This is a genomic window from Aeribacillus composti, from assembly GCF_007827555.1.
Lineage (GTDB): Bacteria > Bacillota > Bacilli > Bacillales > Aeribacillaceae > Aeribacillus > Aeribacillus composti.
In genome coordinates, this window is the sequence record NZ_VISS01000012.1 from 23,686 (window position 1) to 48,303 (window position 24,618).

A 24,618-nucleotide genomic window follows, 5' to 3' on the forward strand; every position below is an offset into this window, starting at 1 on the left:
CTCATTTTTGCAATGCTTCTTGGCGCAGACCTTTTACAAGCACTTCCACAACTTCCGGACGGCTGAAAGTGTTTGGCAGCGGCTCACCGTTTCGAAGTTTTTCCCTTACTTTTGTGCCTGATAAAATGACACGGTCGTCATCAGAATGTGGGCATGTTTTATGGGAAGCCATGCCGTCGCATTTTTTACAATAAAAGCTGTGTTCAAAAAACAGCGGCGTAATGTCTAATTCCTCTTTTGTAAAGTTGAAAAAGATTTTCTGCGCATCATATGTTCCATAATAATTTCCAACCCCTGCATGGTCTCTTCCAACGATGAAATGCGTACACCCATAATTTTTTCGAACGATAGCATGGAATATCGCTTCCCTTGGTCCGGCATAGCGCATGGCGGCTGGAAAAATTCCTAACAGAACACGATCTTTTGGATAGTAATTTTCCAACAGAACTCGATAGCTTTCCATGCGAATATCCGCAGGAATATCATCCTTTTTTGTTTCGCCGACAAGCGGCTGCAGAAATAATCCGTCTACGGTTTCAAGAGCTGTTTTTTGAATGTATTCATGCGCCCGGTGAACAGGATTTCTCGTTTGAAACCCTACGACTGTATTCCAGCCGAAACGTTCAAAAGCGGCTCGAGATTCCGCTGGTTCAAATGTTTCGTTTGGAAACGGCTTTTCCGTTTTCTTTACTAACACGACATCCCCGCCAAGATAGACAGGTGGACGCTCATACAATTTAGCAACTCCTGGGTGCTCTTCATCTTTTGTCCGATAAACATATTCCGCTTCTTTTTGTTTATCCGGCTTATATTTATCTTCCACTTTGATCACACCGTATACTTCTCCGTTAAATGTCAGCTTAACTTCATCTCCAATGTCGATGCGATCAGCTTGTTCTTCTTCAACAGGAAGTGTAATTGGAATGCTCCAAACTATACCATTGGCAAGACGCATGTTTTCGACAACACTATCATAATCTTTTTTAGTTAAAAAACCCGTTAATGGACTAAATGCTCCAATACCGATTAACTCTAAGTCAGAGAGCCCGATATTATCCAATTCAATTGCTTCTTGAATATGAGAATAATTGTATTCTGGATTATAGCGATTGATTAATGTTCCTCCGTGCGGTGCAATCCCCATTTGATCTCCTCCTTGCTACGCCATATATTCCTATATTCATATTTATTTACTAGGCTTTTATTGAAAAAATTTTTAGCCTTAGCCGCTAAATAAATCTAAATCGTTGCGATACGCCATCATCAAAAACGAGTAAAAAAAGCTTGAACAATTGGAATCATTTCATGAAACGAGTCTTCAAAACTTTATTTTTTTATGACGAGTTTTTATAAAGCATTATCTGCGGAAAAAGGCCTGCTGTAGATCAAACTGTCACTTCACTTGTAAGTGATATTCATATTTTGATTGAACAAACACCAAAGATAAAATGATTGAATCAATTATCGATGAAGCCGAAGCAGACGGTTTAGGCACCTTCACCTCCACCGACCATTGAACAGAGAACATTTCCAGCAGTCCGAATGGAGGAAAAAGCGATATGTTTTTACCGCTCCTGTACGACAGGCAGCACCCGCTGCCGCCGCACCGCTTCCTCTAATGGTTATAGGCTTCCATTATTTTGTCACACTTGTACTCTCATGTAATCCGCATTCAAGCTTTTGATGGCCGACCCATCTTCCAGAACGCAGATCATCCATGTTAATGGCTGGCTGAGTACAAGGCTGGCAGCCAATGGAAGGATAACCTTGATCATGTAAGACGATATAAGGCAAATCATGTTTATAAACATATCGCCAAACTTCCTTCCAGGTCCAGTGGATGAGAGGGCAAATTTTCACCTTTTGGAATTTCTCATCTTTATTAATATAGTTTACATGTTTTCTTGTCGGCGATTGTTCTCTTCTTAATCCTGAAATCCATGCTTTTACTGGTTCAAGCGTCTCCCTTAATGGAACCACTTTCCGGATGTGACAGCAAAGATTCGGATCTTTCTCCCAAAGCTTATCTCCATATTGCTCTTTTTGCTCTTCTAATGTGATCTCTGGTTTTTTTAATTCTATATTTAAATCTGGATATCGATTTTTTACTTTTTCTATGCAATCATAGGTTTCTTTAAAATGCAGCCCTGTGTCCAAAAAGACAATCCGTGCGGTCGGATTGACCTTCGATATTAAATCAATGAGTACAATCCCTTCAATTCCAAAGCTGCACGAATACACAATATCATCTTTATATGTTGAATATGCCCATTCCAACACCTCTAGGGCACCTTTTGTGTCCGATGTCTCATCAAACACGAGATCAGGTTCCGCCCAGGTTTCGTACGTAAGCATTCGCCTTTCCCCCTTATTAGAAAAGGAATAGAGCGCGTTCAATAAAAGGATTGAAAACCGCCTCTAGTCGTCTAGTCAGCGGTTTATTGAGACAGCTTTTTATATAATCCTTCTTTTCTTTCATTTGTACAAATGACATTTTGTACTTAAAAATTAGGTTAGAAGATTCACAGTGTTCCTTTCAAGAACGTGCTATATGCTATCAAATTTTATCATAATTTTCCTAAAAGTCAACCCGAGTTTTTTGATTGGAATTAAATATTATATGAAAAGGCGGTTAAACTTTTTCGAGCCAACTGTCGTTTTCAGGATTTTTTCGCCATAATGACAAGCGGTCGAGATCCTCTTTTGAAATCATTTGCACTTCCAAAGCCACTTGGATTAAAGTGTCATAATCACTTAATGCGATCGCCGGAATGCCAGCATTGGCAAAGTTTTGCTTTCCTTGAGGAAGACCGTAGGTAAAAATTGCGGCGACACCTAGTACTTGACAGCCAGCATTTCTTAGTGCTTCAACAGCTTTTAAGGAGCTTGCCCCTGTTGAAATCAAGTCTTCGATTACAACAGCTTTTTGTCCTTCCCTCACTTTTCCTTCTATTTGGTTTCCCTTCCCATGCTTTTTCGGTGTGCTGCGCACATAACACATAGGCAATCCCAGCTCTTCAGCAACTAATGCCGCATGGGGAATACCGGCTGTTGCAGTTCCAGCAATTAATTCAGCATCGGAAAAATGCTCACTGATTAGTTGAGCTAGTCCTTTATAAATGATTTTGCGGAGCTTCGGATACGATAGAGTCAAACGATTGTCGCAATAAATGGGCGATTTTATTCCGCTTGCCCACGTAAACGGTTCATTTGGTCTGAGAGTAACTGCTTCAATTTCTAGCAAATGTTTGGCGATTTCCTTTTTCATTCCACCTTACCCTCCCATTCTTTTTTTACCTCATTGTAGGCTGCAACAGGATCCTCTGCTTTTGTAATTGTCCTGCCGACAACAATGGCTGATGCGCCTTGTTCCTTTGCAAATTTTGGCGTCGCAATGCGGACTTGATCCTGTGCTCTATCTTTTGCTAAACGAATTCCAGGCGTAACAGTCAGAAAAGATGGACCGCACGTTTTTCTTATTTCGCTTACTTCATGGACAGAACAAACAACACCGCTCATCCCGCTTTTTTTTGCATTTTCCGCATAATGTAAAACCGTCTCAAGCAACGGCTTTTCAATGAGAAGTTCATTTTTTAGCATCTCGCTGGAAGTGCTTGTCAGCTGGGTGACAGCGACAACATCTGGACGCTTATTTCCGCTCTGAGCTCCCGCCTCCAGCCCTTCTATCGCTGCTTCCATCATGTCTCTACCTCCCGCAGCGTGAATAGTGATCAAATCGACTCCGAGCTTGGCAAGTCCTTTCATCGTTTGTTTCACGGTATTTGGTATATCATGCAGCTTCAAATCAAGAAATATTTGATGACCGCTTCGCTGTAATTCTTCGATGATAGAAGGGCCTTCTTGATAAAAAAGTTCCATCCCCACTTTAACAAATAAAGGCTCCTCAAATATTTGCACAAACTGCAATGCTTTTTCTCTCGTATCAAAATCAAGGGCAAGAATTAGAGGACGATTTTTCATCTTTCCAGCTCCTTCCGACACATTCATTCACATGATCAAAGCCTAATTCTTTCAGCCGATTCGGCAACGCATCAATAAGTTCAACACAGACGTAAGGATTGACAAAATTCGCTGTACCAATTGCGACTGCCTTTGCTCCTGCCTGCAAAAATTCTATGCAATCATCGACATTCATAATTCCTCCCATGCCAATGACCGGGATTTCTACACTTTGGGAAACCTGATAGATCATACGAACGGCAATCGGCTTGACAGCAGGTCCAGAAAGCCCGCCTGTTCCATTAGCAATAATCGACCGGCCTGTTTTCACATCGATCCGCATGCCGAGGAGCGTGTTGATCATCGTAATTCCGTCTGCTCCCGCTTTTTCCACCGCTTTTGCCATGGCGACAATGTCAGTTACATTTGGAGAAAGCTTGACATAAACCGGTACTGAAGAAACGTTTTTCACAGCTTCTGTTAAATGTCCGGCTACTTCAGGAACTGTTCCGAACATGATCCCCCCTTGTTTAACATTCGGACAAGAAATGTTTAGTTCAAGTGCTTTTACGTTAGGCGCTTTACTGATTTCTTTTGCCACTTCCACATATTCTTCAACAGTCGAGCCGGCAATGTTCGCAATGATCGGAACATCAAATTGAGAAAGCCAAGGAAGCTCTTCCTCCATCACTTTTTTTAATCCGGGATTTTGCAACCCGATGGCATTGAGCATTCCCGACGGCGTTTCCGCCACCCTTGGTGTTGGATTTCCGAATCTAGGCTCAAGCGTTGTTGCTTTGATCATGATCGCTCCAAGCTTGGATAAATCGTACAGCTTAGCAAATTCGCGGCCAAAGCCGAAGCATCCTGATGCGGGCATGATCGGATTTTTTAACTCAAGACCAGGAAGCTTAACAGCTAACATTCCAACATCACCTCCCCGATTCGAAAAACAGGCCCGTCGGTACAGATTTTCTTATAGCCCGAATCATTTGCATCGGTTTTCGTACGGCGGACACAGGCAAAGCAAGCGCCGATTCCGCAGCCCATTCTTTCTTCCAGGGACAAAAACACTTTTTTATGCGGAAATGCTTCTTCTATCGCTTTTAACATCGGAGTTGGTCCGCATGTATAGAGCGTTTCAAATGTGAAGCGTTGTTCATTGATGATATCCATAACGGTTCCTTTTGCGCCGAATGTGCCGTCAACTGTCGCCACAAACGTTTCGCCCAGCTCCTTAAACTCTTGTTCGTAAAACACCGCCGCTTTTGTTGAAAATCCTAATACATGGACAACTTCCACTCCATTTTGAACAAGCTGCTTCGACAATTCATAAAGAGGGGGAACGCCAATGCCGCCACCGACAAGCAATGCTTTTTCCTTCGTTTCTTCAACCGGAAAACCGTTTCCGAGCGGTCCGAAAACATCGACAAGCTCACTTGCTTTTTTTCTGGACAATCTTTTCGTTCCGGCGCCTTCTGCCCGATAAATTAATGTCATCGTGTTTTTTTCGGCATTGTATTCGGCAATGCTGATCGGTCTTCTTAATAACAGATCAAAACTGTCATCCACTTTTATTTGAACAAATTGTCCCGGACAAGTAATGCGTTGAACGAGCTCTCCTTTTAATTCCATTTTATAAATGTTTTTCGCAATTGGCCTGTTGCTGATGATTTCCATCCAAGCTTTGATCATAGGATCACCTTCTTTACCTATTATGTTCGGAGAGATTTTCAACCGTAAAAGCCATCGATTCAAGCACGCGTAAAATTGCCCTTGCAGTGTCTAAAGAAGTGAGGCACGGCACACCGTTTTCAACCGATTCCCTTCTGATTCTGAAGCCGTCGCGCTCAGGCTGCTTTCCTTTCGTCAGCGTGTTGATGACAAATTGCGCTTTTCCATTGCGTATCACATCCAAAATGTTGTCGCCACGTGATCCGATTTTGCTGACAACTTTTGCTTTTATGCCGTTCTCTTCTAGAAACTTTGCGGTTCCTTCCGTCGCCAGCAGCTGATAGCCGATATTGCGAAATCTGCCCGCAATTTCTAAAGCCTCGTTTTTGTCCTTATCAGCAATCGTAAGCAGCACTGATCCGTGCTCGTAAATATTCGTACCGGCTGCAACAAAGCCTTTATAAAGAGCCTTTTCAAAGGTGGCATCCTTTCCGATTACTTCCCCAGTTGATTTCATTTCTGGTCCAAGCGTAATGTCGACACGGCGCAACTTCGCAAATGAAAATACCGGCACCTTCACAAATACACCTTTCGCCTCTTTTGCAAGCCCTGTTTTCACACCGAGTTCCGGCAAGCTAGCACCGAGTATCACCTTTGTCGCAATCTTAGCCATCGGAATTCCGGTAATTTTACTTAAAAACGGAACTGTTCTGCTTGATCTTGGGTTCACTTCCAATACGTATACCCGCCCGTCAGCAATTACAAATTGAATGTTTAGCAGTCCGACAATATTCAGCCCTTTTGCCAAACGAATCGTATAATCAACAAGTTCTGTTTTCAACTGATCAGATAACGTTTGCGGCGGGTAAACCGCTATCGAGTCCCCTGAGTGCACGCCTGCCCGCTCAATATGCTCCATAATGCCCGGAATGAGCACATGTTTACCGTCTGAAATCGCATCAACTTCCACTTCTATTCCGGTTAAATATTGATCAATTAAAACGGGATGTTCCGGATTAATTTTTACTGCATGTTCCATATAATGGAGCAATTCTTCTTTATGGTAGACAATTTCCATCGCCCGGCCGCCAAGCACATAGGAAGGACGGACAAGCACCGGATAGCCGATTTCTTCCGCAATTTCCACCGCTTCAGCGACGGATAGAGCTGTTTTCCCTACAGGCTGTGGTATTTCCAAAGCTTCAAGCACTTGTTCGAACTTGTCGCGGTCTTCCGCCCGATCTAAATTTTCCAGGCTTGTTCCTAATATTTTGACACCTCGTTTTGCCAGCTTGCCTGCCAAATTGATTGCCGTTTGCCCGCCGAATTGGACGACAACGCCAATCGGCTTCTCCAAGTCGATAATATGCATGACATCTTCGATCGTCAGCGGTTCAAAATACAGCTTGTCGGAAATGCTGAAATCCGTTGACACCGTTTCTGGATTGTTATTGATAATGATTGCTTCATATCCTGCTTCGCGAATCGCCCAAACAGAGTGAACTGTTGCATAATCGAACTCAATACCCTGCCCGATTCGAATCGGCCCTGAACCTAACACGACAACACTTTTTCGTTCAGTCACAATCGATTCATTTTCTTCTTCATATGTGCCGTAAAAGTAAGGCGTCTCGGATTCAAACTCGCTTGCACACGTATCAACCATTTTGTAAACTGGAACAATTCCTTGTTTTTTCCGAAACTCATAAACTTCCGATTCATCTGTATTCCATAACGAAGCGATAAAGTGATCAGAAAATCCGAGCTGCTTTGCTTTTCTCAACACGTTTACATCAAATGGAGATTTTTTCAGTTCTCGTTCATATTCGATAATGTTGTTTATCTTATTCAAGAAAAAGCGGTCGATTTTGCTCCATTGATGAATTTGCTCAACGGAAAAACCCCTTCTCAGCGCTTCGCCGATGTAAAAGATTCGTTCATCCCCTGCTTTCTTGATCCGCTTTTCAATCATTTCATCTGAGACATCGTTTTCTTTCAATGTTAAATGGTAGACGCTTGCTTCGAGAGAACGAACAGCTTTTAACAACGATTCTTCAAACGTGCGGCCGATCGCCATGACTTCACCGGTTGCTTTCATTTGAGTGCCAAGCACACGGTTGGCTGATTCAAATTTATCAAACGGCCATCGCGGTATTTTCGTGACAACATAATCAAGCGCCGGTTCAAAGCAAGCAAATGTTTTCCCTGTCACTGGATTGATGATTTCATCTAACGTTAAACCGACGGCAATTTTCGCTGCGAGTTTCGCAATCGGATATCCTGTCGCTTTTGATGCAAGGGCGGATGAGCGGCTAACCCGCGGGTTCACTTCGATAACGTAATATTGAAAACTATCCGGATCAAGAGCAAGCTGAACATTGCATCCGCCTTCGATGCCAAGAGCTCCGATAATTTTTAATGACACGTTTCTGAGCAGCTGGTATTCTCTGTCTGAAATCGTTTGGCTGGGCGCCACAACGATCGAATCGCCTGTATGAATGCCGACGGGGTCAATATTTTCCATGTTGCAGACAACGATTTTATTATCTTTTGAGTCCCGCATCACTTCATATTCGATTTCTTTGTAGCCGGCAATGCTTTTTTCGAGCAGACATTGATGAACAGGGCTGAGCTTTAGACCGTTTGTGACAATTTCAATCAGTTCTTCCTCATCGTGACAAATGCCGCCTCCGGTCCCGCCAAGTGTATATGCAGGCCGAACGATCACCGGATAGCCGACTTGCTCCACAAAATGAAACGCTTCTTCAAGCTCATGAATTATGGCGCTTTCCGGCACCGGTTCATTCAGCTCCTTCATAAGCTCGCGGAACAGTTCACGGTCTTCAGCTTTTTGAATGGCTGAAAGCTTAGTTCCTAAAATTTCAACGCCGCACTCTTCTAAAACACCCATTTTATGAAGCTCGACCGCCAAGTTTAGTCCAGTCTGTCCGCCGAGAGTCGGCAGGATCGCATCCGGCCTTTCCTTGCGGATGATTTTGGCGACAAAGCTCGGCGTGAGCGGCTCCATATACACTTTGTCGGCAATTTCCGTATCCGTCATAATTGTCGCTGGGTTCGAGTTGACAAGAACAACCTCATATCCTTCCTCCTTCAATGCTAAGCACGCCTGTGTTCCCGAATAGTCAAACTCCGCCGCTTGTCCGATAATAATCGGTCCTGATCCAATAACTAAAATTTTCTGAATATCTTTCCGCTTAGGCATTGAGATTCCCCCTTTGAGCAGTCTTTTCCATCAGCTCGATAAATTGATTAAACAATGGATTGGCATCCTCAGGTCCCGGTGATGCTTCCGGATGGTATTGAACAGCGAAAGCAGGATGCACGCGATGTCTCAATCCTTCAACTGTTCCGTCGTTCAGTGCAACATGTGTTACTTCAAGCTCTGTATTCCTAATGGATTCGATGCTTACAGCATAGCCGTGATTTTGGGAAGTCATATACACTTTCCCAGTTTTTAAATCCTTCACTGGATGGTTTGAGCCGCGGTGGCCGAATTTTAATTTTTCTGTTTTCGCACCGCATGCTAAAGCGAGCAGCTGATGCCCTAAACATATTCCAAAGATAGGGGTTTTCCCGATAAGATCGCGCAGCATTTCAATTGCTTCTGGAACGTTTTGCGGATCTCCAGGTCCGTTTGTGAGCAAAACGCCGTCAGGCTTCAATCGCAATATTTCCTCCGCAGATGTATCATATGGAACGACGATCGAGTCGCAATTTCGGCTGTTTAATTCTCTTAAGATTCCATGCTTCATGCCAAAATCTACAACAACCACTCTTTTTCCTCTTCCTGGACTTTGATATGGTCTTTTCGTCGATACAATTTCCACCTGATTGCGCGGCAGCTCCGTTTCTCTTAATTTCTCAGCCACTTGCTTTGGATCCGCCTCAGCTGAACAGATTGCACCTTTTAACGTTCCGTAGTTGCGGATAATTCTAGTCAGCCTTCTTGTATCGATTCCACTGATGCCAGGAATATCGTTTTCTATGAGAAAATCATTGATTGAATATAAACTTCTCCAGTTGGAGGGAGCTTCACAGGCTTCCTTCACAATCATCCCGTTCACGAACGGGCGGATCGTCTCAAAATCGTCGCGGTTGATGCCGTAATTGCCGATCAATGGATAAGTAAACGTTACGATTTGCCCGCAATATGAAGGATCTGAAAGTGTTTCTTGATAGCCTGTCATTCCGGTTGTGAACACAACCTCTCCGATGATGTCACGATCGCTTCCAAAGCCATCGCCGATGAAAACATCGCCGTTTTCAAGCACTAATTGCCGTTTCATATTACTCTCCCCTTTTCCAAACGATTTTGCCGTCCACCATTGTTAAAACAGGCCAGCCTTTTGCAAGCCAGCCGTTAAACGGCGTATTTTTTCCTTTTGATGCAAATGTTGAGGCATCTATCCTTTTTTCTTCCTGTAAATCAATGAGCGTCAAATCTGCAGAAATGCCTTCTTTTAATTCCCCCATATCCAAGTTAAAAGCTCTAGCAGGCTTTACCGTCAACCAATCAACAAGCTGTTTCAATGTAAAAATGCCCCGTTCGACAAAATATGTGTACAAAAGAGGAAAGGCAGTTTCCAACCCGACAATCCCAAACGGCGCCTTATCGACCTCTAAAGATTTCTCCTCCATCGTATGAGGCGCATGATCCGTAGCAATAAAATCGATTGTTCCATCCAACAGCCCTTCGATTAATGCTTTCTTGTCTTCTCTGCCTCTAAGCGGCGGATTCATTTTAAAGTTCGGATTAAGCTCCGGAATATCTTCATCACATAAAAGAAGATGATGCGGGGTTACTTCGCATGTCACGCGGATGCCTGCTTTTTTGGCGTCTCTGACGGCTCTGACGGATTCTTTTGAACTAATATGGCACACGTGGTAATGGCAGCCGCTAGCTTCTGCCAACAGAACATCTCTTGCAATTTGAACGGATTCACATACAGATGGAATGCCGGATATACCGTGATTTTTTGCAAAAACTCCATCATGGAAGGATCCGCCGTTGATAAGGGTATTGTCTTCACAATGCGCGACAATTGAATATCCTTTCTCCGCCGCTTTTTTCATTGCCTGAAACATCATGCCGGCCGACTGGACACCTACGCCATCGTCCGTAAAGGCAAAAGCACCTTCCTCTTTTAATGCATCAAAATCCGTTAATTCGCTTCCGCTTTGCCCAAGTGTGATCGCTGCATAAGGAAGAACGCGAACCTTTGCTGTTTCTTTAATTCGCTTTTGTAAATTGATCATTTTTTCTTTTGTATCAATAGGCGGCTTCGTATTAGGCATGGAGGCAACGGTTGTAAAGCCGCCCTTCGCTGCAGCCAGCGTGCCGGTGGCAATCGTCTCTTTCGCTTCTCCACCCGGTTCACGCAGATGAACGTGAAGATCGATAAATCCATGGGAAAGAAGCTTTCCGTTGCAATCGATCACGTCTCCCGCTCCATCAGCTATCTCTTCCGATATTTGTTTGACTATTCCGTTTTCCACAAGAACATCCCGCTTTGTCAATTCGCCTTCCTCTGTTAACAATTGCGCATTTTTAAATAGAATGGACATATTTCTTCTCTCCCCCTTGTGCTTTACTTTCAATCGCATGTTTTATAACTGCCATGCGGACAAATACACCGTTTTCCATCTGTTTAAAAATTCGCGACCGGCTGCACTCTACTAAATCTCCGTCGATTTCAACTCCTCTGTTGACCGGTGCAGGGTGCATAATAATCGCATGGTCCTTCATCATTTTTTCCCGTTCCTTTGTCAATCCGTACTGCTCCAAATATTGATCAGCTGTCCATTTTTCGCTGTGGCGTTCATGCTGGATTCTTAAGAGCATCACAACATCTGACATTTCGATTGCTTCATTGATCGATACGTATGTACCGTATGGATTGGTGTCGTCCCGAAATTTTTCAGGTCCAGAGAACAATACGGTTGCCCCGAGCCTTGTCAGCACTTCTGCATCAGATCTTGCTACACGGCTGTGGCGAATGTCACCGATGATGGAAACCGTCAATCCGTTAAAACGCCCAAACTCTTCACGAATTGTCATCAAATCGAGCAAACATTGCGTTGGATGGTGTCCGCACCCATCGCCAGCATTTAATATGGATACTTGGACACGGCCGATAAGCTCGTCAAAATACCGGTCCTCGGGATGTCGGATGACGACCGCCTCGACACCGATCGATTCTAAAGTTTTTACAGTATCGTACAACGATTCTCCTTTTTGAATGCTTGAAGAAGCTCCATCCACATTTAAAATGTCAAGTCCAAGTTTTTTTTCAGCAGCTTCAAAACTAAACCTCGTCCTCGTACTCGGCTCAAAAAACAAGTTGGCGATAAATGTTTGTTCTCCGACTTTCCATCGTTTTCCCTTTTTAAAGCGTTCCGCTTCATCCAAAATGGCAATAATCTCTTCAGTTGACAGCGTGCTCATTGTCACTAAATGTTTCATCGCTTTCTTCCCCTTTCCTTTAAATAAAAGCGATTGACGTTTGAATTTTAAAAAAACACCCTGCCAAGGCATGACAGGGTGTAAGCAAATGACGAAGCATGATTTGTCCCACACACCCTTGAAAGCCTCTCTGGACTTTTTTAAAAGGTGATTGCTACGCTACTGAATCTTCTTCATTTGTGTCAAAAATATGTTCTTCTTTTTTACCTGGGAGCACAAAGTTTAAAATGACGCCAATGATTGCAGCTAATGCCATTCCGTGTAACTCAAAGCTTTCCCCGAACTTAATCATCGCTTCGCCAATTCCTATTACTAAAATGACGGAGGTGATGATTAAGTTTCTTTTTTCGTTCAGATCAACTTTATGCTCAATCATCATTCTTAATCCTGAAGATGCGATGATCCCGAAGAGCAGTATTGAAACGCCTCCCATTACTGGAGTTGGAATCGAACTGATCAAGGCGGATATTTTTCCAATAAAGCCAAACAAGATTGCAAATAAAGCTGCACCGGCAATGACATAAACGCTGTAAATCCTTGTAATCGCCAATACGCCGATATTTTCGCCATATGTCGTGTTCGGCGGTCCACCGATAAAAGATGCAATCATGGTTGCCGCTCCGTCGCCGAGAATGGAACGGGCAAGTCCAGGGTCTTTGATTAAATCTTTTCCGATTACTTGGCTTAACAGCATTTGGTGACCGATATGCTCGGATAATGTCACCACTGCGACTGGAACCATCAGCAGAATGATTTCAGATGTAATGTGAGGTGTATAATCAACAAATGGAATGATAAAGTTCGGGAGCTGAAACCATTTGGCTTCCGCCACTTTTTGAAAGTCGACAATACCGATTATAAGCGAGTATACATATCCGCCGAAAATTCCGATTAATACAGGGATTAGGTTAAAAAATCCTTTAAAAAATGCCATTGTTATAATGGTGATCAGAAGCGTAACAAGGCCTGCTGAAAAGTGAAGCAAGCTGTAATGTCCTTTAGGATCGTTCATGGCCATACTCACAGCTGTTGATGCAAGGCCAAGTCCGATTACCATAATTACTGGACCGACGACAACAGTTGGAAGTAATTTCATAATCCATTTATATCCTGTCTGTTTGATGATAAGCGCGACAACCCCGTAAACTAGGCCTGCCAAAAAGCTGCCGATCATCGCCGCTCCTACACCGCCGGCAGCTTTAGCCGCAATTAACGGTGTGATGAAAGCAAAGGAGGAGCCGACATATGCCGGCACTTTTCCTTTTGTTATCAAAATAAATGCGAGTGTGCCGAGACCGCTGGAAATCAAAGCAACAGAAGGATCAATTTTGACTAAAAACGGTACGAGAATCGTTGCTCCAAACATGGCAAATAAATGTTGGAAGCTTAAGGCGAGCCATGTGATAAAATCAGGTTTATCATGAACATCTAGTATAATATTTCTTTTCATGTTTTTTCCTCCTTATGGAATTTGCACAAAAAAACCTCTTTGGCCGATGAGGCACAAAGAGGTTTTGCCAAAGTGCATACAAATAGCGTATACACCTTTCGGACCCCTTTGCAGCCTCACGGGACTGCTATTAAAAGGGACATCTATTCATTTTCATAAATGGATACTTTTTCTTTTTCATCTACTTCCAAAAGCTGTACAACAATTTTTTCTGATTTTGAAGTAGGTATGTTTTTCCCGACATAATCCGCTCGGATCGGCAGTTCGCGATGGCCGCGGTCAACAAGTACAGCTAGCTGGATTTGCGCTGGCCTGCCGTAGTCAACAATGGCATCCATCGCTGCCCGTACCGTTCTTCCCGTGTAAAGGACATCGTCTACTAAAATGACTTTTCGATTGTTAATATCGATCGGGATATCTGAACCTTTAACGAGCGGTTCACCGCTTTCTGTTTTTTGTGTTAAATCATCCCGGTAAAAAGTAATGTCAAGGTTGCCGACAGGTATCTCTTTTCCTTCAATGTCCTCTATTCTTTTTGCAAGACGTTTGGCTAGATAAATTCCCCTTGTCTTGATTCCGACCAAAACACAATTATCTATACCTTTATTGTGTTCGATAATTTCGTGGGCTATTCTAGTTAGCGCCCTTCTGATCGCCTGCTCATCTAAAACAACCGCTTTTTCCGGCATGCTCATCACCTCAAATTTCGGTTAAAAAAACCTCTCATCCTGAGGATGAGAGGTTTTGTGCATAGCTCACCTATTGCCATACGATTCCTTCTCAGCCTCACGGGACTGCAGTTAAAGGATGCTGTATTGTCTAAACGTATTATGACAGAGCAGCTCGTAAATGTCAACGATCATTTCTTAACATTTGCAAAATCTTTTCGAATTCTTCCGGGAGCGATGCTTCAAACTTCAAAAACTCTTTTGTTCTTGGATGCTCAAAACCAAGTACGCCTGCATGAAGAGCCTGTCCATGAATCGGAAGTGTTTTTTTCGGTCCATATTTTGGATCGCCGGCTAGCGGAAAACCGATATATTTCATATGCACGCGGATTTGATGCGTTCTCCCAGTTTCCAGCCGACATTCAATATATGTATAATCCGAAAATCGTTCCAGCACATGAAAATGGGTGACAGCTTCTTTACTGTTTGTTTTTGTTACCGTCATTTTTTGCCGATCCTTTGGATCCCTGCCGATCGGAGCATCAATTGTGGCATGATCGTGCGGAATTACCCCGTGTACAATCGCCTTATATCTCCTTTCAACCCTCTTTTCCATTAATTGATTTGCTAATGATTCATGAGCGTAATCATTTTTGGCAACCATTAATAAACCTGAAGTATCTTTATCAATCCGGTGAACAATTCCCGGGCGAAGGACTCCGTTAATTCCGGACAAATCTTTACAATGATATAAAAGACCGTTCACAAGCGTTCCTGAAGTGTGTCCCGGCGCTGGATGAACGACCATCCCACGCGGTTTATTGACAACGATGACATCTTCATCCTCATAGTATATATCAAGCTCCATCGGCTCAGGCTTGACATCCAGCTCTTCCGGTTCTGGAACAGATACAGTGATGACATCACCAATTTGGCACTTGTAATTGGCCTTCACCGATTTTTCATTTACTGAAACAACCCCGTCCTTGATCCAATTTTGGACCGACGTTCTTGACCAATTCTCATCTTTATTGGCCAAAAATTTATCTATTCGTTCATGTTCCTCTTTTTCCGTCACAATAAAAGTAAATTGCTCCATTTTCTACTCCTTTTGCTTCTTTTCTTCAAAAAACAGAAAATATATGAAAAGTAAAATAACACCGATTGTTAAAGATGAATCGGCAATATTAAAAATTGGAAAATTATAACCGAAAATATATGTATGGATAAAGTCCACCACCTCTTTGCGGAAAAGGCGGTCAATAAAATTCCCAATCGCTCCGCCGAGCATTAAGCTGAGAGCAACCCCCAGCATTGCATTTTGTTTCGCATATTTTTGCATATAATAAATAATCGCTACGACAACAATAATGGTAATCACATAAAAGAACACCATCTGGTTTTGCAATATTCCCCAAGCGGCTCCTTTATTGCGGTGAGACGTTATGTATAAAAATCCGTTGATAATTTCAATGCTTTCGCCAATTTCCATATTTTTTACGATCAGCCATTTTGTCCATTGGTCGAGAGCGATGACAAATAATGCAATCAAATATTTAAGCACACTGCGTTCCTCCACTCACTGGCAAGTTTCCATCAAATTTTAGCACATTTTTTGACAAACAGTAAAGAAGGGGAACAAGCAAAAAAGTGAAGCTTGTTCACTTCACTTCTTAATGATATTCTAGTGTTTTTTTTAAATATGATTTCATATTGAGAAAATCATGAATCGTTCTGGCTGTCGGAATTTGTGCCAATTGTTCGAGCGGCAATTTTTGCAATGTTTCTTCACATATGCCATAAAGTCCATATTCCATTTTTTCCAATGCAAGCTCAACATCGTTGAGCTCATTTTTTACATCCCGGATAAAAATCGGGTCATCCAATTGACTTTTGGCGAGCCGCGCATTGAGTTCGTCCTTCATTAACGTTAATTCGTCTTTGATTTGATCGAGCGGATTCATTATTAAAACCCCCTCGTCTGTTTTGTATTTATATTGTAACCGCCGCACTGCCTCCTATCACATTCAAGTTTTTCCACACACGCAAATAGCGGCTTGGAAATGATTCACACTTTAAAAGCTAAAAAGCTGAATTCTTCTTTCAATTTTGAGAAAAGTATTCATTTTTGAAAAAGCATCCGAGCAAACTTTTTCCAATTGACTATGACGGATTTCAATGAAAGATCGTTCTTTTTATGACACTTCTTTATGAGGAAGCATTGCTAAAAAAAAACTCCCTGTTTGCACAGGGAGCTGATAAAACTATGCTAAATGGCTGTAGTGATCTTTCACAATGCTTGCACATCTTTTGCACAATGTCGGATGGTCTTGATCAGTGCCTATATCTGTTGAAACAACCCAACATCTTTCACAAGTCTCACCATCCGCTTGCTTCACAATTATTTTGATGCTATCAAATGTTTGCGCTTCTTCCGGAGCATCTTTGTAATCACCGGCAATTTCTAACTGGGAAACAATAAACAGCTGTTTTAAGTCCTCTTGTATTGAATTGAACAATTCTTTTATTTCTTCGTTCGGATAAAGGATGAGAGCAGCATTTAACGATTTGCCGATCACTTTTTCATTTCGGGCGATTTCCAGGGCCTTTAATACATCATCGCGAACTGACATAAACTGATCCCATTTCGCTTCAATCTCTTTGCTGCCTTCAATCTCTACAGCTTCCGGCATATCGACAAGCTGTACGCTCTTTTCTTCAACTGATTCAATATGTCCCCATACTTCTTCTGTTGTATGCGGCAAAATCGGTGTCATCAGCTTTACAAGAGCAAGAAGCGCTTCATATAAAACCGTTTGGATAGAACGTCGATTATGGCTGTCAGCAGCCTCAATATACAGAATGTCTTTTGCAAAATCAAGATAAAATGAGCTTAGCTCAATCGTACAGAAATTGTGAACGTCATGATAGATGGATGCAAAATCATATTCTTCATATGCTTTTCGCACTTTGGCAATTAGTTTATTCAGTTTAATGAGAATATAGCGATCCACTTCTCTTAATTTTTCTACAGAAACACGATGCTGATTTGGATCAAAATCAAACAAATTTCCTAACAAGAAACGGTACGTGTTGCGAATTTTCCGATATACTTCAGATACTTGTTTTAAGATTGCATCAGAGACGCGAACGTCCGATTGATAATCAACTGATGCTACCCATAGACGAAGAATATCTGCTCCAAACTGTTCCGTCACTTTGGCAGGAACAACAACATTTCCTAGCGATTTGCTCATTTTCCGTCCTTCGCCGTCCAGCGCAAATCCATGGCTTAAAACGCCTTTATATGGAGCTTTTCCTGTGACAGCAACTGCTGTAGACAGCGATGAATTAAACCAGCCGCGATATTGGTCAGAGCCTTCTAAATAAAGATCAGCAGGACGCTGCAAATCTTCCCGTTCAACTAAAACTGCTTGATGAGAAGAGCCTGAATCGAACCAAACGTCCATAATGTCTGTTTCTTTTGTAAAAATGCCGTTCGGGCTTGAAGGGTGTGTAAATCCTTCTGGAAGCAGGTCTTTTGCTTCGCGTTCAAACCAAACGTTCGAGCCGTGCTCGCGGAACAGTTTTGCCACATGTTCAATCGTTTCATCTGTTATGATCGGCTCCCCATTTTCACCATAAAACACTGGAATTGGCACGCCCCATGCCCGCTGACGGGAAATACACCAATCGCTTCGATCGCGGATCATGTTATGAATGCGAATTTCTCCCCAATTAGGGATCCATTTCGTTTCTTTAATTGCTTGCAGCAATTCATCTCGAAAATCTTTAATGGACGCAAACCATTGCGCTGTTGCTCTGAAAATCGTTGGTTTCTTTGTCCGCCAGTCATGTGGATAGGAGTGTGTAATAAATGAAAGCTTTAGCAATGCCCCTACTTCTTCTAATTTTTCCGTTATTTTTTTATTTGCGTCATCATAAAACAATCCTTCGAACCCTGGAGCTTCTTCTGTCATGTACCCTCTTTCGTCGACAGGACATAATACGCCTAGGTTATATTTTTGTCCGACGACAAAATCGTCTTCCCCATGGCCTGGCGCTGTATGGACGCATCCTGTACCAGCGTCGGTCGTTACATGTTCGCCAAGGATCACTAATGAATCGCGGTCATAGAACGGGTGTTTCGCAACCACATATTCCAGCTCTTTGCCTTTAAACGATTTCACTACTTCATATTCTGTCCAGTCCAGCTCTTTTGCCACTTCTTCGAGCAGGGCAGATGCGATCACAAACTTGTCAGCTCCAACCTTCACTACAGAATATTCCAAATCAGGATGAACAGCAATTCCTAAGTTTGCAGGGATAGTCCACGGAGTAGTCGTCCAAATGACGATTTTTTCTCCATCTGTTAATATATTTTTTCCGTCCTTTATTTCAAATGCAACATAAATAGAAGGCGAGCGTTTGTCATAATATTCAATTTCCGCCTCTGCCAAGGCAGATTCGCTCGATGGAGACCAATAAACCGGCTTCAAGCCTTTATAAATATATCCCTTTTTTGCCATTTCTCCAAAGACGCGAATTTGCTGGGCTTCATATTCTGGTTTCAAGGTGACATATGGATTTTTCCAGTCGCCTCGAATTCCAAGGCGTTTAAATTGCACGCGCTGGCGCTCAATTTGCTCCCATGCATATTGCTCGCAATGTTTTCGAAATTGCGCGACATCCATCTCTTTTCGATTGATTTTTTGTTTCTTCAAAAGTGCTGTTTCAATTGGCAGACCGTGCGTATCCCATCCTGGAACATACGGTGCGCAATATCCGCTCATGGATTTATAACGGACAATAATGTCTTTTAAAATTTTGTTTAAGGCATGCCCCATATGAATATCCCCGTTTGCGAACGGAGGACCATCATGTAATATGAAAAGAGGCCGTCCTTTCGTGCGCTCCTGCACTTTTTCATAAATATCCATCTCTTCCCATTTTTTCTGGATCTCAGGTTCTTTTTTCGGAAGGTTTCCTCTCATTGGAAAGTCTGTTTTCGGCATTCGTAACGTCTCTTTATAATCCATTCCCATTCCTCCACATAATATTTGTTCACTAAAATAAAAAAACTCCTCATCCCTAAGGGACGAGGAGGAATCTCGCGGTACCACCCTTTTAGATGCGCACAAATCATGCACATCCACTCATAAACATAACGGACTTGGCCGCCACAGCCTACTAGCATGTTTCAGCTATGGACTCAAGGGTGATGTTCATCCTTTCGCCTTTACCCGGGCTTCCACCGTCCCCGGTTCGCTGTCATAAAGGGCTTGAAAGGACTACTGTCCCTCTCATTGTTTTGTCATATTCCGTTTTATTTTCGTATTATATGAAATCACGAACAAAAAAGTCAAGTTATACTTTCGGTTCTTCCGCTTCTTCTCCTAAGATTGGCTCGACATTGTATTCCATTAAGTGATCCCAATCATCATTTTTTAGCAGATCAAGCTGTGCTTCGATGAGCATTTGAAAACGGGTGCGGAATACTTTTGACTGCTTTTTCATCTCTTCGATTTCCATTGCAATTTTATGCGATTTAGCAAGTGCTTCATTGATGATTCTGTCAGCATTTTTTTCCGCTTCTTTAATGATCAGCTTCGCTTCCTTTTGAGCGTTTCTTTTCACATCTTCCGCAGCTTCCTGCGCAACTAAAATCGATTTATTTAACGTTTCTTCTATATTTGTAAAGTGATTCAGCTTCTCGGTTAATTCCTTCACCTTTAATTCCAATTCTTTCTTTTCGCGGATGACCATTTCATAATCTTTAATCACTTGATCTAAAAACTCATTTACTTCATCTTCATCATAGCCGCGAAAGCCTTTTGTAAATTCCTTGTTATGAATATCCAGCGGGGTTAAAGGCACAAATTCCACCTCCATATGTATGTTTTTCGCAAAACACTAATCCAATTATAAACGATTTTTCGACAGAATGGGCAAAAATCTTTCCATTTGTAATATTATTTTTGTATTCCGATCTTAATGCGCCACTTATCTTTTCTTGTTTTCCCTTCAATTGCCAAAACTTTGCTTCTTCCGAATCCTCGGACAGATAACACATCATCTTCCGCAATTTCAAAATGAGCATCCTCAACAATTTTCCAATTGACTTTGACAAGACTATTTTCAATAAGCGATTTTATTTTTTGCCGAGATTGGTGATAAACATTTGCTAGAACAGCATCGAGCCGAAGCGAAGAAACGGTGATCAAAGAAATATCCATTTCTTCTTCATGAGAAAACACATCTTCGAATGGAATCTGTTTCAAACGAACGGAAATCTTTCCAATTTTATTCCAGTTCAGCTGCAGAAAATTGGCAATTTCTTGCGCAACCATGACTTGCACCGTTTCATCATGAATGATAATGTCGCCGAACTTGCTCCGTTTTAAGCCGAGCGACATAAGCGATCCAAGCACTTCGCGATGTGATAATGTTACGAATTTTTTCGGGAACATGATTTCAAATGCGAACATTGAAAAATCATCTAATGTCGGTTGAATATAGTCAGGGTAAAAAAAAGCCCGCTTTCTTTCAGCATTTTTATAGCCTCCGAAAAATTGCACGTGAACATCCGGATTTTCACCGATCAATGTCTTAATGATTTTCTGTTCCCGCGGATCTAAAAAATCGGTCAATTTTGGCCGATATTGCTCAGTCACAATTTGTTTCCATCCAAAGACTTTGTCAATGAACTCCCTTTCTTCTTTGCGAAAATGCTGATAAACACTCTCCATAAGAGACAACTCCAATTATGATATGAAAAGAGCCGATTGGCATACAAAACAATTCGAATGTCAATCGGCGAATGAATTTTATGAAATCATACTAAAAAGAGCATACAGCCCATAATCTGCAAAATGCAGGGCAATCAATGCAACAATAGGAGATACATCAATCATCCCTAATGGAGGAATGATTCTTCTAAACGGTTCTAAATAAGGCTCACATATAGCCGCTAAAAATTGTCCAATGGACGTTTCCCTTGCATTCGGAAACCAAGACATCAAAATATAAATGATAATCGCATAGGAATAAATATCGAGCAAAAAACTTAATATGTTATATATTGTCCCCATCAATCATTTCTACCACCTTTTATTTTCATCATCTGCCATGAAATCGGAAATGGAGCCGGCGACATCTACGTTATCTGGGGTACATAAAAATATGTTTGTTCCAACACGCTGGATGTCTCCGCCAATCGCATAAACAGTGCCGCTTAAAAAATCAACAATTCTTTTTGCCTGATCATGCCCGATCCGCTGCAAATTGACAATGCATGAACGGCGGTTTTTCAGATGATCAGCAATTTCTTGCGCCTCTGAATACGTTCTTGGCTCACATAATATTACTTTAGTGGATTTTTGGGCGCTTTGCAAACTTACAACATTTTGTTTTCCGAAAGCGGCATTTTTTTCAACGCTGCTGTTGTGATTGAACATAATCGGTTCATGTTGGTGTTTCTCTTCCGGAGCTTCCATATCTTCAATCTCATAATCTTCATCATCGAGAGCAAAAAAGCTTTTAAATTTATTCTTTAAGCTCATCTGATTTACCTCCAGTTTCGTTTTATGTACCTACTAGCGAGGAGCCGATGCGAAGATAAGTAGCCCCTTCTTCAACCGCGATTTTGTAGTCGTTGGACATCCCCATTGATAGCTCTGTACATGGTGCATTCGCTATATTTAGTGCTTTCACTTGTTCCTGCAGTTGCTTTAAACTTCGGAAGCATCTTCTGATTTCATCTTCATCTTCTGTAAATGGAGCCATTGTCATTAATCCGACAACTTCGATATGGCGATACTCCTTCAACTGTTGAATAAAATCAATGCATTGTTCAGGAGCCACGCCATGCTTTGACTGTTCGCCAGATGTATTTACTTGCACAAAGCATTTGATCGTTCGATCTGCTCTTTTTTCAATTTCGTTTGCTAGCGATATTCTATCCAACGAATGAATATAATCGACCTTGTCTATAATATTTTTCACTTTTCGAGTTTGAAGTGTGCCGATGAAATGCCAGACAGCTTTTGACCCAATGCTGTTATATTTCGATAAAAAACCGTCATCCCTGTTTTCGCCTAAGTGTAAAATGCCTGAATTTATCGCCTCTATAGCCCGTTCTACCGTTACATATTTCGTCACTGCAATAATTTGGATATCATCTATTTTTCGATTTGATTTTTTGCATGCTTGTTCGATTTCCTGTTGGATTCGTGCTAAATTTTCTTTCACTGACAAGGCTTAGTATCCCTCCTTCAAACCGATAAATCCCATCATTCGTCCTGTTTTCCCTTGATCTCTTCGATGGGAAAAAAACAAATCTTGATCGCAGCTTGTACAATATGAGGTCAATAGGATTTGATGTTCCGGCACTCCTTTTTTCATTAACAATCTTTTGTTGATTTCTGCAAGATGAATAGAATAAAGGCCGTTCTCAAGCTGTTTATAAAATGTCGTCTCATTGTCAAAAAGAGGTTTGATCGCATCGATCACATCGTCATTGACGACATAACAGCATTCGCCGATTGAAGGACCTATGGCTGCAAATATATTTTGAGCTTGCACACCTTCGTGCAAAACCCAACTGTCGATCATTTCACCTGCTATATTTTTCGCAGTCCCTCTCCAGCCCGCATGTGCGATGCCAATCAGTGAGTCTTTTGGAGAAAAAAAGAAAATCGGAACACAATCAGCAAAAAAAAGGGAAAGTAATATATTTTTTTCCGATGTGTATAGGCCGTCCGTTTGAGTGATGCATTGACGATATGTAAAAACCCCTGATCCTTTATGTTTATTTACTACCTTGACAATTTGTTTGTCATGGACTTGATCGGCACATACCCAGTTTGGTAGATCAAAACGAATTTTGTCCCCAATGATTTTTCGATTTTTGATCACCGTTTCCTTTTCATCATTCACATGAAGACCTAAATTTAATGAAGCAAAACCATTCTTGGAAAATCCTCCTTTTCTCGTCGTAAAACCTGCTGTAATCTGAGAATGAAGCTTCGCCCAAGCAGGTATGGAGAAAAAAGATTCATCTGTTAATTGAAACGGTTCATGTTTCATTGTACCATTCCTCTTCGACAATTCTCTTATTTTTATTTTAACATATCTTTAAGCCAACATTTAACCAAAATTCGTGCGATTCTTATTCTGTTTCAACATTTTTCGAAACTCTTACTAAAATAACATCTTTTCCGATTTTTACGATGTTCCTCCAAGGAATGACAATTTCTTCCCCTTTTCCAAAAAAACCTAAAACCTTCCCTTGACTAGTGATCATGATCGCTTGAATTTTACCAGTTTTTAAGTCGATGTCAACGTCTTCAATGCTTCCTAATTTTTTTCCGTCATGGACATTCACAACATCTTTTATTTGCAAATCGGAAATATGGATCATGCCGGCTTCTCCCCTCAAGTATTTTTACAATCAGTATATGAGTTTTTTTTTGAATGATGATAAAGGGCCACATTCAAAAGAATGTGGCCCAATGATTATTGAATATTTTTGGTCATTTGTTTAATGGCAGCTTTTTCAAGCCGAGAAACTTGAGCTTGGGAAATGCCGATTTCTTCTGCTACCTCCATTTGTGTTTTGCCTTGAAAAAACCTTTTTTTCAATATCAGCTTCTCCCGATCATTCAATCGTCTGATCCCCTCTTTTAGAACAATTTCTTCAATCCACTTGGAATCGCGGTTTCGCTCGTCGCTTAACTGATCCATGACAAAGATCGGATCACCGCCGTCGTTATAAATCGGTTCAAATAATGAAACTGGATCTTGAATGGCGTCTAAAGCAAAAACGATTTCTTCATGCGGCACATTCAGCTCTTTAGCAATTTCTTCTGCCTTCGGCTCACGTGACGTTTCGCTCATGAGTTTTTCACGCACCTGCAAAGCTTTATAGGCAATATCACGCAATGATCTTGAAACACGTATCGGATTGTTGTCTCGCAAATATCGACGAATTTCACCGATGATCATCGGTACAGCATAAGTAGAAAATTTTACGTTTTGGCTCAGATCAAAATTATCTATAGATTTCATCAACCCAATACATCCTACTTGAAAAAGATCATCGACAAACTCGCCTCTGTTATTAAATCTTTGGATGACGCTTAAAACGAGTCGCAAATTTCCGTTGACAAGCTTTTCTCTGGCTGATAAATCACCGCTTTGCATTTGTTTAAATAATTCTCGCATTTCTTCATTTTTTAAAACAGGAAGCTTCGAAGTATCAACACCGCAAATTTCAACTTTATTTCTTGTCATTTCGTTTCCCCCTTACAGGAGTTCTTGCTGTCTTAAGTTAAGTATCTCCCTGAAGGGGAAAAATATGCACAAGCTTTTCAGAGTGAACA

Annotated in this window: 24 protein-coding genes and 1 other annotated feature; all 24 genes read right to left on the reverse strand. The window is 41.7% G+C overall.

The features are described from left to right. Position 1: 1 nt before the first annotated feature. The 24 genes from sat to sigG all read right to left on the reverse strand — a co-directional run bounded on the left by sat (position 2) and on the right by sigG (position 24,529). Positions 2–1,144: a sulfate adenylyltransferase gene (gene sat, locus FB379_RS07820; RefSeq protein ID WP_094246079.1), complete on the reverse strand. Its 1,143-nt coding sequence runs from the start codon at positions 1,142–1,144 to the stop codon at positions 2–4. 491 nt (positions 1,145–1,635) lie between these two features. Next, the gene (locus FB379_RS07825) at positions 1,636–2,355 is read right to left on the reverse strand and encodes a phosphoadenylyl-sulfate reductase (RefSeq protein WP_063388465.1); all 720 of its coding nucleotides are present in this window, start codon (positions 2,353–2,355) and stop codon (positions 1,636–1,638) included. Between the two features lie 277 nt (positions 2,356–2,632). Then, positions 2,633–3,268, reverse strand: coding sequence for an orotate phosphoribosyltransferase (gene pyrE / locus FB379_RS07830; RefSeq protein WP_063388466.1), 636 nt, complete (start codon positions 3,266–3,268; stop codon positions 2,633–2,635). After that, a complete protein-coding gene (gene pyrF / locus FB379_RS07835; RefSeq protein ID WP_063388467.1) occupies positions 3,265–3,981 on the reverse strand; it encodes an orotidine-5'-phosphate decarboxylase in 717 nt (238 codons plus the stop codon). The genes pyrE and pyrF overlap by 4 nt, the downstream gene beginning before the upstream one ends. Further along, positions 3,950–4,885, reverse strand: a complete 936-nt coding sequence (locus tag FB379_RS07840; protein ID WP_130158122.1) for a dihydroorotate dehydrogenase — start codon at positions 4,883–4,885, stop codon at positions 3,950–3,952. Before FB379_RS07840 ends, pyrF begins: the two co-directional genes overlap by 32 nt. Further along, positions 4,879–5,655 carry a dihydroorotate dehydrogenase electron transfer subunit gene (locus FB379_RS07845; RefSeq protein ID WP_144597711.1) on the reverse strand — a complete coding sequence of 259 codons (777 nt, stop codon included), beginning with the start codon at positions 5,653–5,655 and terminating at the stop codon, positions 4,879–4,881. The genes FB379_RS07840 and FB379_RS07845 overlap by 7 nt, the downstream gene beginning before the upstream one ends. Positions 5,656–5,668: 13 nt before the next feature. Further along, complete coding sequence (carB, locus tag FB379_RS07850; RefSeq protein ID WP_144597712.1) at positions 5,669–8,857, reverse strand: carbamoyl-phosphate synthase large subunit; 3,189 nt, start codon at positions 8,855–8,857, stop codon at positions 5,669–5,671. Continuing rightward, on the reverse strand, positions 8,850–9,941 hold the full coding sequence (locus FB379_RS07855) for a carbamoyl phosphate synthase small subunit (protein WP_063388471.1): 1,092 nt from the start codon (positions 9,939–9,941) through the stop codon (positions 8,850–8,852). Before FB379_RS07855 ends, carB begins: the two co-directional genes overlap by 8 nt. A 1-nt stretch (position 9,942) precedes the next feature. Beyond that, the gene (locus tag FB379_RS07860) at positions 9,943–11,220 is read right to left on the reverse strand and encodes a dihydroorotase (RefSeq protein WP_063388472.1); all 1,278 of its coding nucleotides are present in this window, start codon (positions 11,218–11,220) and stop codon (positions 9,943–9,945) included. Beyond that, the gene (locus tag FB379_RS07865) at positions 11,204–12,118 is read right to left on the reverse strand and encodes an aspartate carbamoyltransferase catalytic subunit (RefSeq protein WP_144597713.1); all 915 of its coding nucleotides are present in this window, start codon (positions 12,116–12,118) and stop codon (positions 11,204–11,206) included. The genes FB379_RS07860 and FB379_RS07865 overlap by 17 nt, the downstream gene beginning before the upstream one ends. Before the next feature lie 154 nt (positions 12,119–12,272). Further along, the gene (locus tag FB379_RS07870) at positions 12,273–13,568 is read right to left on the reverse strand and encodes a solute carrier family 23 protein (protein ID WP_063388473.1); all 1,296 of its coding nucleotides are present in this window, start codon (positions 13,566–13,568) and stop codon (positions 12,273–12,275) included. A gap of 143 nt (positions 13,569–13,711) precedes the next feature. Continuing rightward, positions 13,712–14,257, reverse strand: a complete 546-nt coding sequence (gene pyrR, locus FB379_RS07875) for a bifunctional pyr operon transcriptional regulator/uracil phosphoribosyltransferase PyrR (RefSeq protein WP_063388474.1) — start codon at positions 14,255–14,257, stop codon at positions 13,712–13,714. 163 nt (positions 14,258–14,420) lie between these two features. Next, positions 14,421–15,335: an RluA family pseudouridine synthase gene (locus FB379_RS07880; RefSeq protein WP_144597714.1), complete on the reverse strand. Its 915-nt coding sequence runs from the start codon at positions 15,333–15,335 to the stop codon at positions 14,421–14,423. 3 nt (positions 15,336–15,338) lie between these two features. Next, positions 15,339–15,800, reverse strand: a complete 462-nt coding sequence (gene lspA, locus FB379_RS07885) for a signal peptidase II (RefSeq protein WP_094246084.1) — start codon at positions 15,798–15,800, stop codon at positions 15,339–15,341. 109 nt (positions 15,801–15,909) lie between these two features. Beyond that, complete coding sequence (locus tag FB379_RS07890; protein ID WP_063388477.1) at positions 15,910–16,200, reverse strand: TraR/DksA C4-type zinc finger protein; 291 nt, start codon at positions 16,198–16,200, stop codon at positions 15,910–15,912. 300 nt (positions 16,201–16,500) lie between these two features. Next, complete coding sequence (ileS, locus tag FB379_RS07895) at positions 16,501–19,275, reverse strand: isoleucine--tRNA ligase (RefSeq protein ID WP_144597715.1); 2,775 nt, start codon at positions 19,273–19,275, stop codon at positions 16,501–16,503. Positions 19,276–19,327: 52 nt separating this feature from the next. Then, positions 19,328–19,552 (reverse strand) — a binding site (T-box leader). A 51-nt stretch (positions 19,553–19,603) separates the two neighbouring features. After that, on the reverse strand, positions 19,604–20,113 hold the full coding sequence (locus FB379_RS07900) for a DivIVA domain-containing protein (protein WP_063388479.1): 510 nt from the start codon (positions 20,111–20,113) through the stop codon (positions 19,604–19,606). 95 nt (positions 20,114–20,208) lie between these two features. Further along, positions 20,209–20,985 (reverse strand): YlmH family RNA-binding protein, encoded by a 777-nt coding sequence (locus tag FB379_RS07905; protein WP_063388480.1) that lies wholly within the window; start codon positions 20,983–20,985, stop codon positions 20,209–20,211. 78 nt (positions 20,986–21,063) lie between these two features. Beyond that, entirely contained in the window at positions 21,064–21,327 is a 264-nt protein-coding gene (locus FB379_RS07910; protein WP_063388481.1) for a YggT family protein, read from the reverse strand. 9 nt (positions 21,328–21,336) lie between these two features. Further along, complete coding sequence (locus FB379_RS07915; protein WP_063388482.1) at positions 21,337–21,798, reverse strand: cell division protein SepF; 462 nt, start codon at positions 21,796–21,798, stop codon at positions 21,337–21,339. A 22-nt stretch (positions 21,799–21,820) separates the two neighbouring features. Beyond that, entirely contained in the window at positions 21,821–22,492 is a 672-nt protein-coding gene (locus tag FB379_RS07920) for a YggS family pyridoxal phosphate-dependent enzyme (protein ID WP_066246582.1), read from the reverse strand. 3 nt (positions 22,493–22,495) lie between these two features. After that, positions 22,496–23,323, reverse strand: a complete 828-nt coding sequence (pgeF, locus tag FB379_RS07925; protein ID WP_063388484.1) for a peptidoglycan editing factor PgeF — start codon at positions 23,321–23,323, stop codon at positions 22,496–22,498. An 82-nt stretch (positions 23,324–23,405) separates the two neighbouring features. Next, positions 23,406–23,657 (reverse strand): YlmC/YmxH family sporulation protein, encoded by a 252-nt coding sequence (locus tag FB379_RS07930; protein ID WP_063388485.1) that lies wholly within the window; start codon positions 23,655–23,657, stop codon positions 23,406–23,408. A 95-nt stretch (positions 23,658–23,752) separates the two neighbouring features. Further along, a complete protein-coding gene (sigG, locus tag FB379_RS07935; protein ID WP_063388486.1) occupies positions 23,753–24,529 on the reverse strand; it encodes an RNA polymerase sporulation sigma factor SigG in 777 nt (258 codons plus the stop codon). Positions 24,530–24,618: the final 89 nt, after the last annotated feature.

What these genes read in the sequence shown, in the direction of transcription:
- pyrE (WP_063388466.1), bottom strand. Translation starts at nt 3,268, where the DNA reads ATGAAAAAGGAAATCGCCAAACATTTGCTAGAAATTGAAGCAGTTACT.
- FB379_RS07825 (WP_063388465.1), bottom strand. Translation starts at nt 2,355, where the DNA reads ATGCTTACGTACGAAACCTGGGCGGAACCTGATCTCGTGTTTGATGAG.
- FB379_RS07840 (WP_130158122.1), bottom strand. Translation starts at nt 4,885, where the DNA reads ATGTTAGCTGTTAAGCTTCCTGGTCTTGAGTTAAAAAATCCGATCATG.
- FB379_RS07860 (WP_063388472.1), bottom strand. Translation starts at nt 11,220, where the DNA reads ATGTCCATTCTATTTAAAAATGCGCAATTGTTAACAGAGGAAGGCGAA.
- FB379_RS07845 (WP_144597711.1), bottom strand. Translation starts at nt 5,655, where the DNA reads ATGATCAAAGCTTGGATGGAAATCATCAGCAACAGGCCAATTGCGAAA.
- FB379_RS07915 (WP_063388482.1), bottom strand. Translation starts at nt 21,798, where the DNA reads ATGAGCTTAAAGAATAAATTTAAAAGCTTTTTTGCTCTCGATGATGAA.
- sigG (WP_063388486.1), bottom strand. Translation starts at nt 24,529, where the DNA reads ATGACAAGAAATAAAGTTGAAATTTGCGGTGTTGATACTTCGAAGCTT.
- FB379_RS07930 (WP_063388485.1), bottom strand. Translation starts at nt 23,657, where the DNA reads ATGATCCATATTTCCGATTTGCAAATAAAAGATGTTGTGAATGTCCAT.
- carB (WP_144597712.1), bottom strand. Translation starts at nt 8,857, where the DNA reads ATGCCTAAGCGGAAAGATATTCAGAAAATTTTAGTTATTGGATCAGGA.
- ileS (WP_144597715.1), bottom strand. Translation starts at nt 19,275, where the DNA reads ATGGATTATAAAGAGACGTTACGAATGCCGAAAACAGACTTTCCAATG.
- FB379_RS07905 (WP_063388480.1), bottom strand. Translation starts at nt 20,985, where the DNA reads ATGGAGAGTGTTTATCAGCATTTTCGCAAAGAAGAAAGGGAGTTCATT.
- FB379_RS07910 (WP_063388481.1), bottom strand. Translation starts at nt 21,327, where the DNA reads ATGGGGACAATATATAACATATTAAGTTTTTTGCTCGATATTTATTCC.
- pgeF (WP_063388484.1), bottom strand. Translation starts at nt 23,323, where the DNA reads ATGAAACATGAACCGTTTCAATTAACAGATGAATCTTTTTTCTCCATA.
- FB379_RS07890 (WP_063388477.1), bottom strand. Translation starts at nt 16,200, where the DNA reads ATGAATCCGCTCGATCAAATCAAAGACGAATTAACGTTAATGAAGGAC.
- FB379_RS07855 (WP_063388471.1), bottom strand. Translation starts at nt 9,941, where the DNA reads ATGAAACGGCAATTAGTGCTTGAAAACGGCGATGTTTTCATCGGCGAT.
- FB379_RS07880 (WP_144597714.1), bottom strand. Translation starts at nt 15,335, where the DNA reads ATGGAGCAATTTACTTTTATTGTGACGGAAAAAGAGGAACATGAACGA.
- pyrF (WP_063388467.1), bottom strand. Translation starts at nt 3,981, where the DNA reads ATGAAAAATCGTCCTCTAATTCTTGCCCTTGATTTTGATACGAGAGAA.
- FB379_RS07865 (WP_144597713.1), bottom strand. Translation starts at nt 12,118, where the DNA reads ATGAAACATTTAGTGACAATGAGCACGCTGTCAACTGAAGAGATTATT.
- FB379_RS07870 (WP_063388473.1), bottom strand. Translation starts at nt 13,568, where the DNA reads ATGAAAAGAAATATTATACTAGATGTTCATGATAAACCTGATTTTATC.
- pyrR (WP_063388474.1), bottom strand. Translation starts at nt 14,257, where the DNA reads ATGCCGGAAAAAGCGGTTGTTTTAGATGAGCAGGCGATCAGAAGGGCG.
- sat (WP_094246079.1), bottom strand. Translation starts at nt 1,144, where the DNA reads ATGGGGATTGCACCGCACGGAGGAACATTAATCAATCGCTATAATCCA.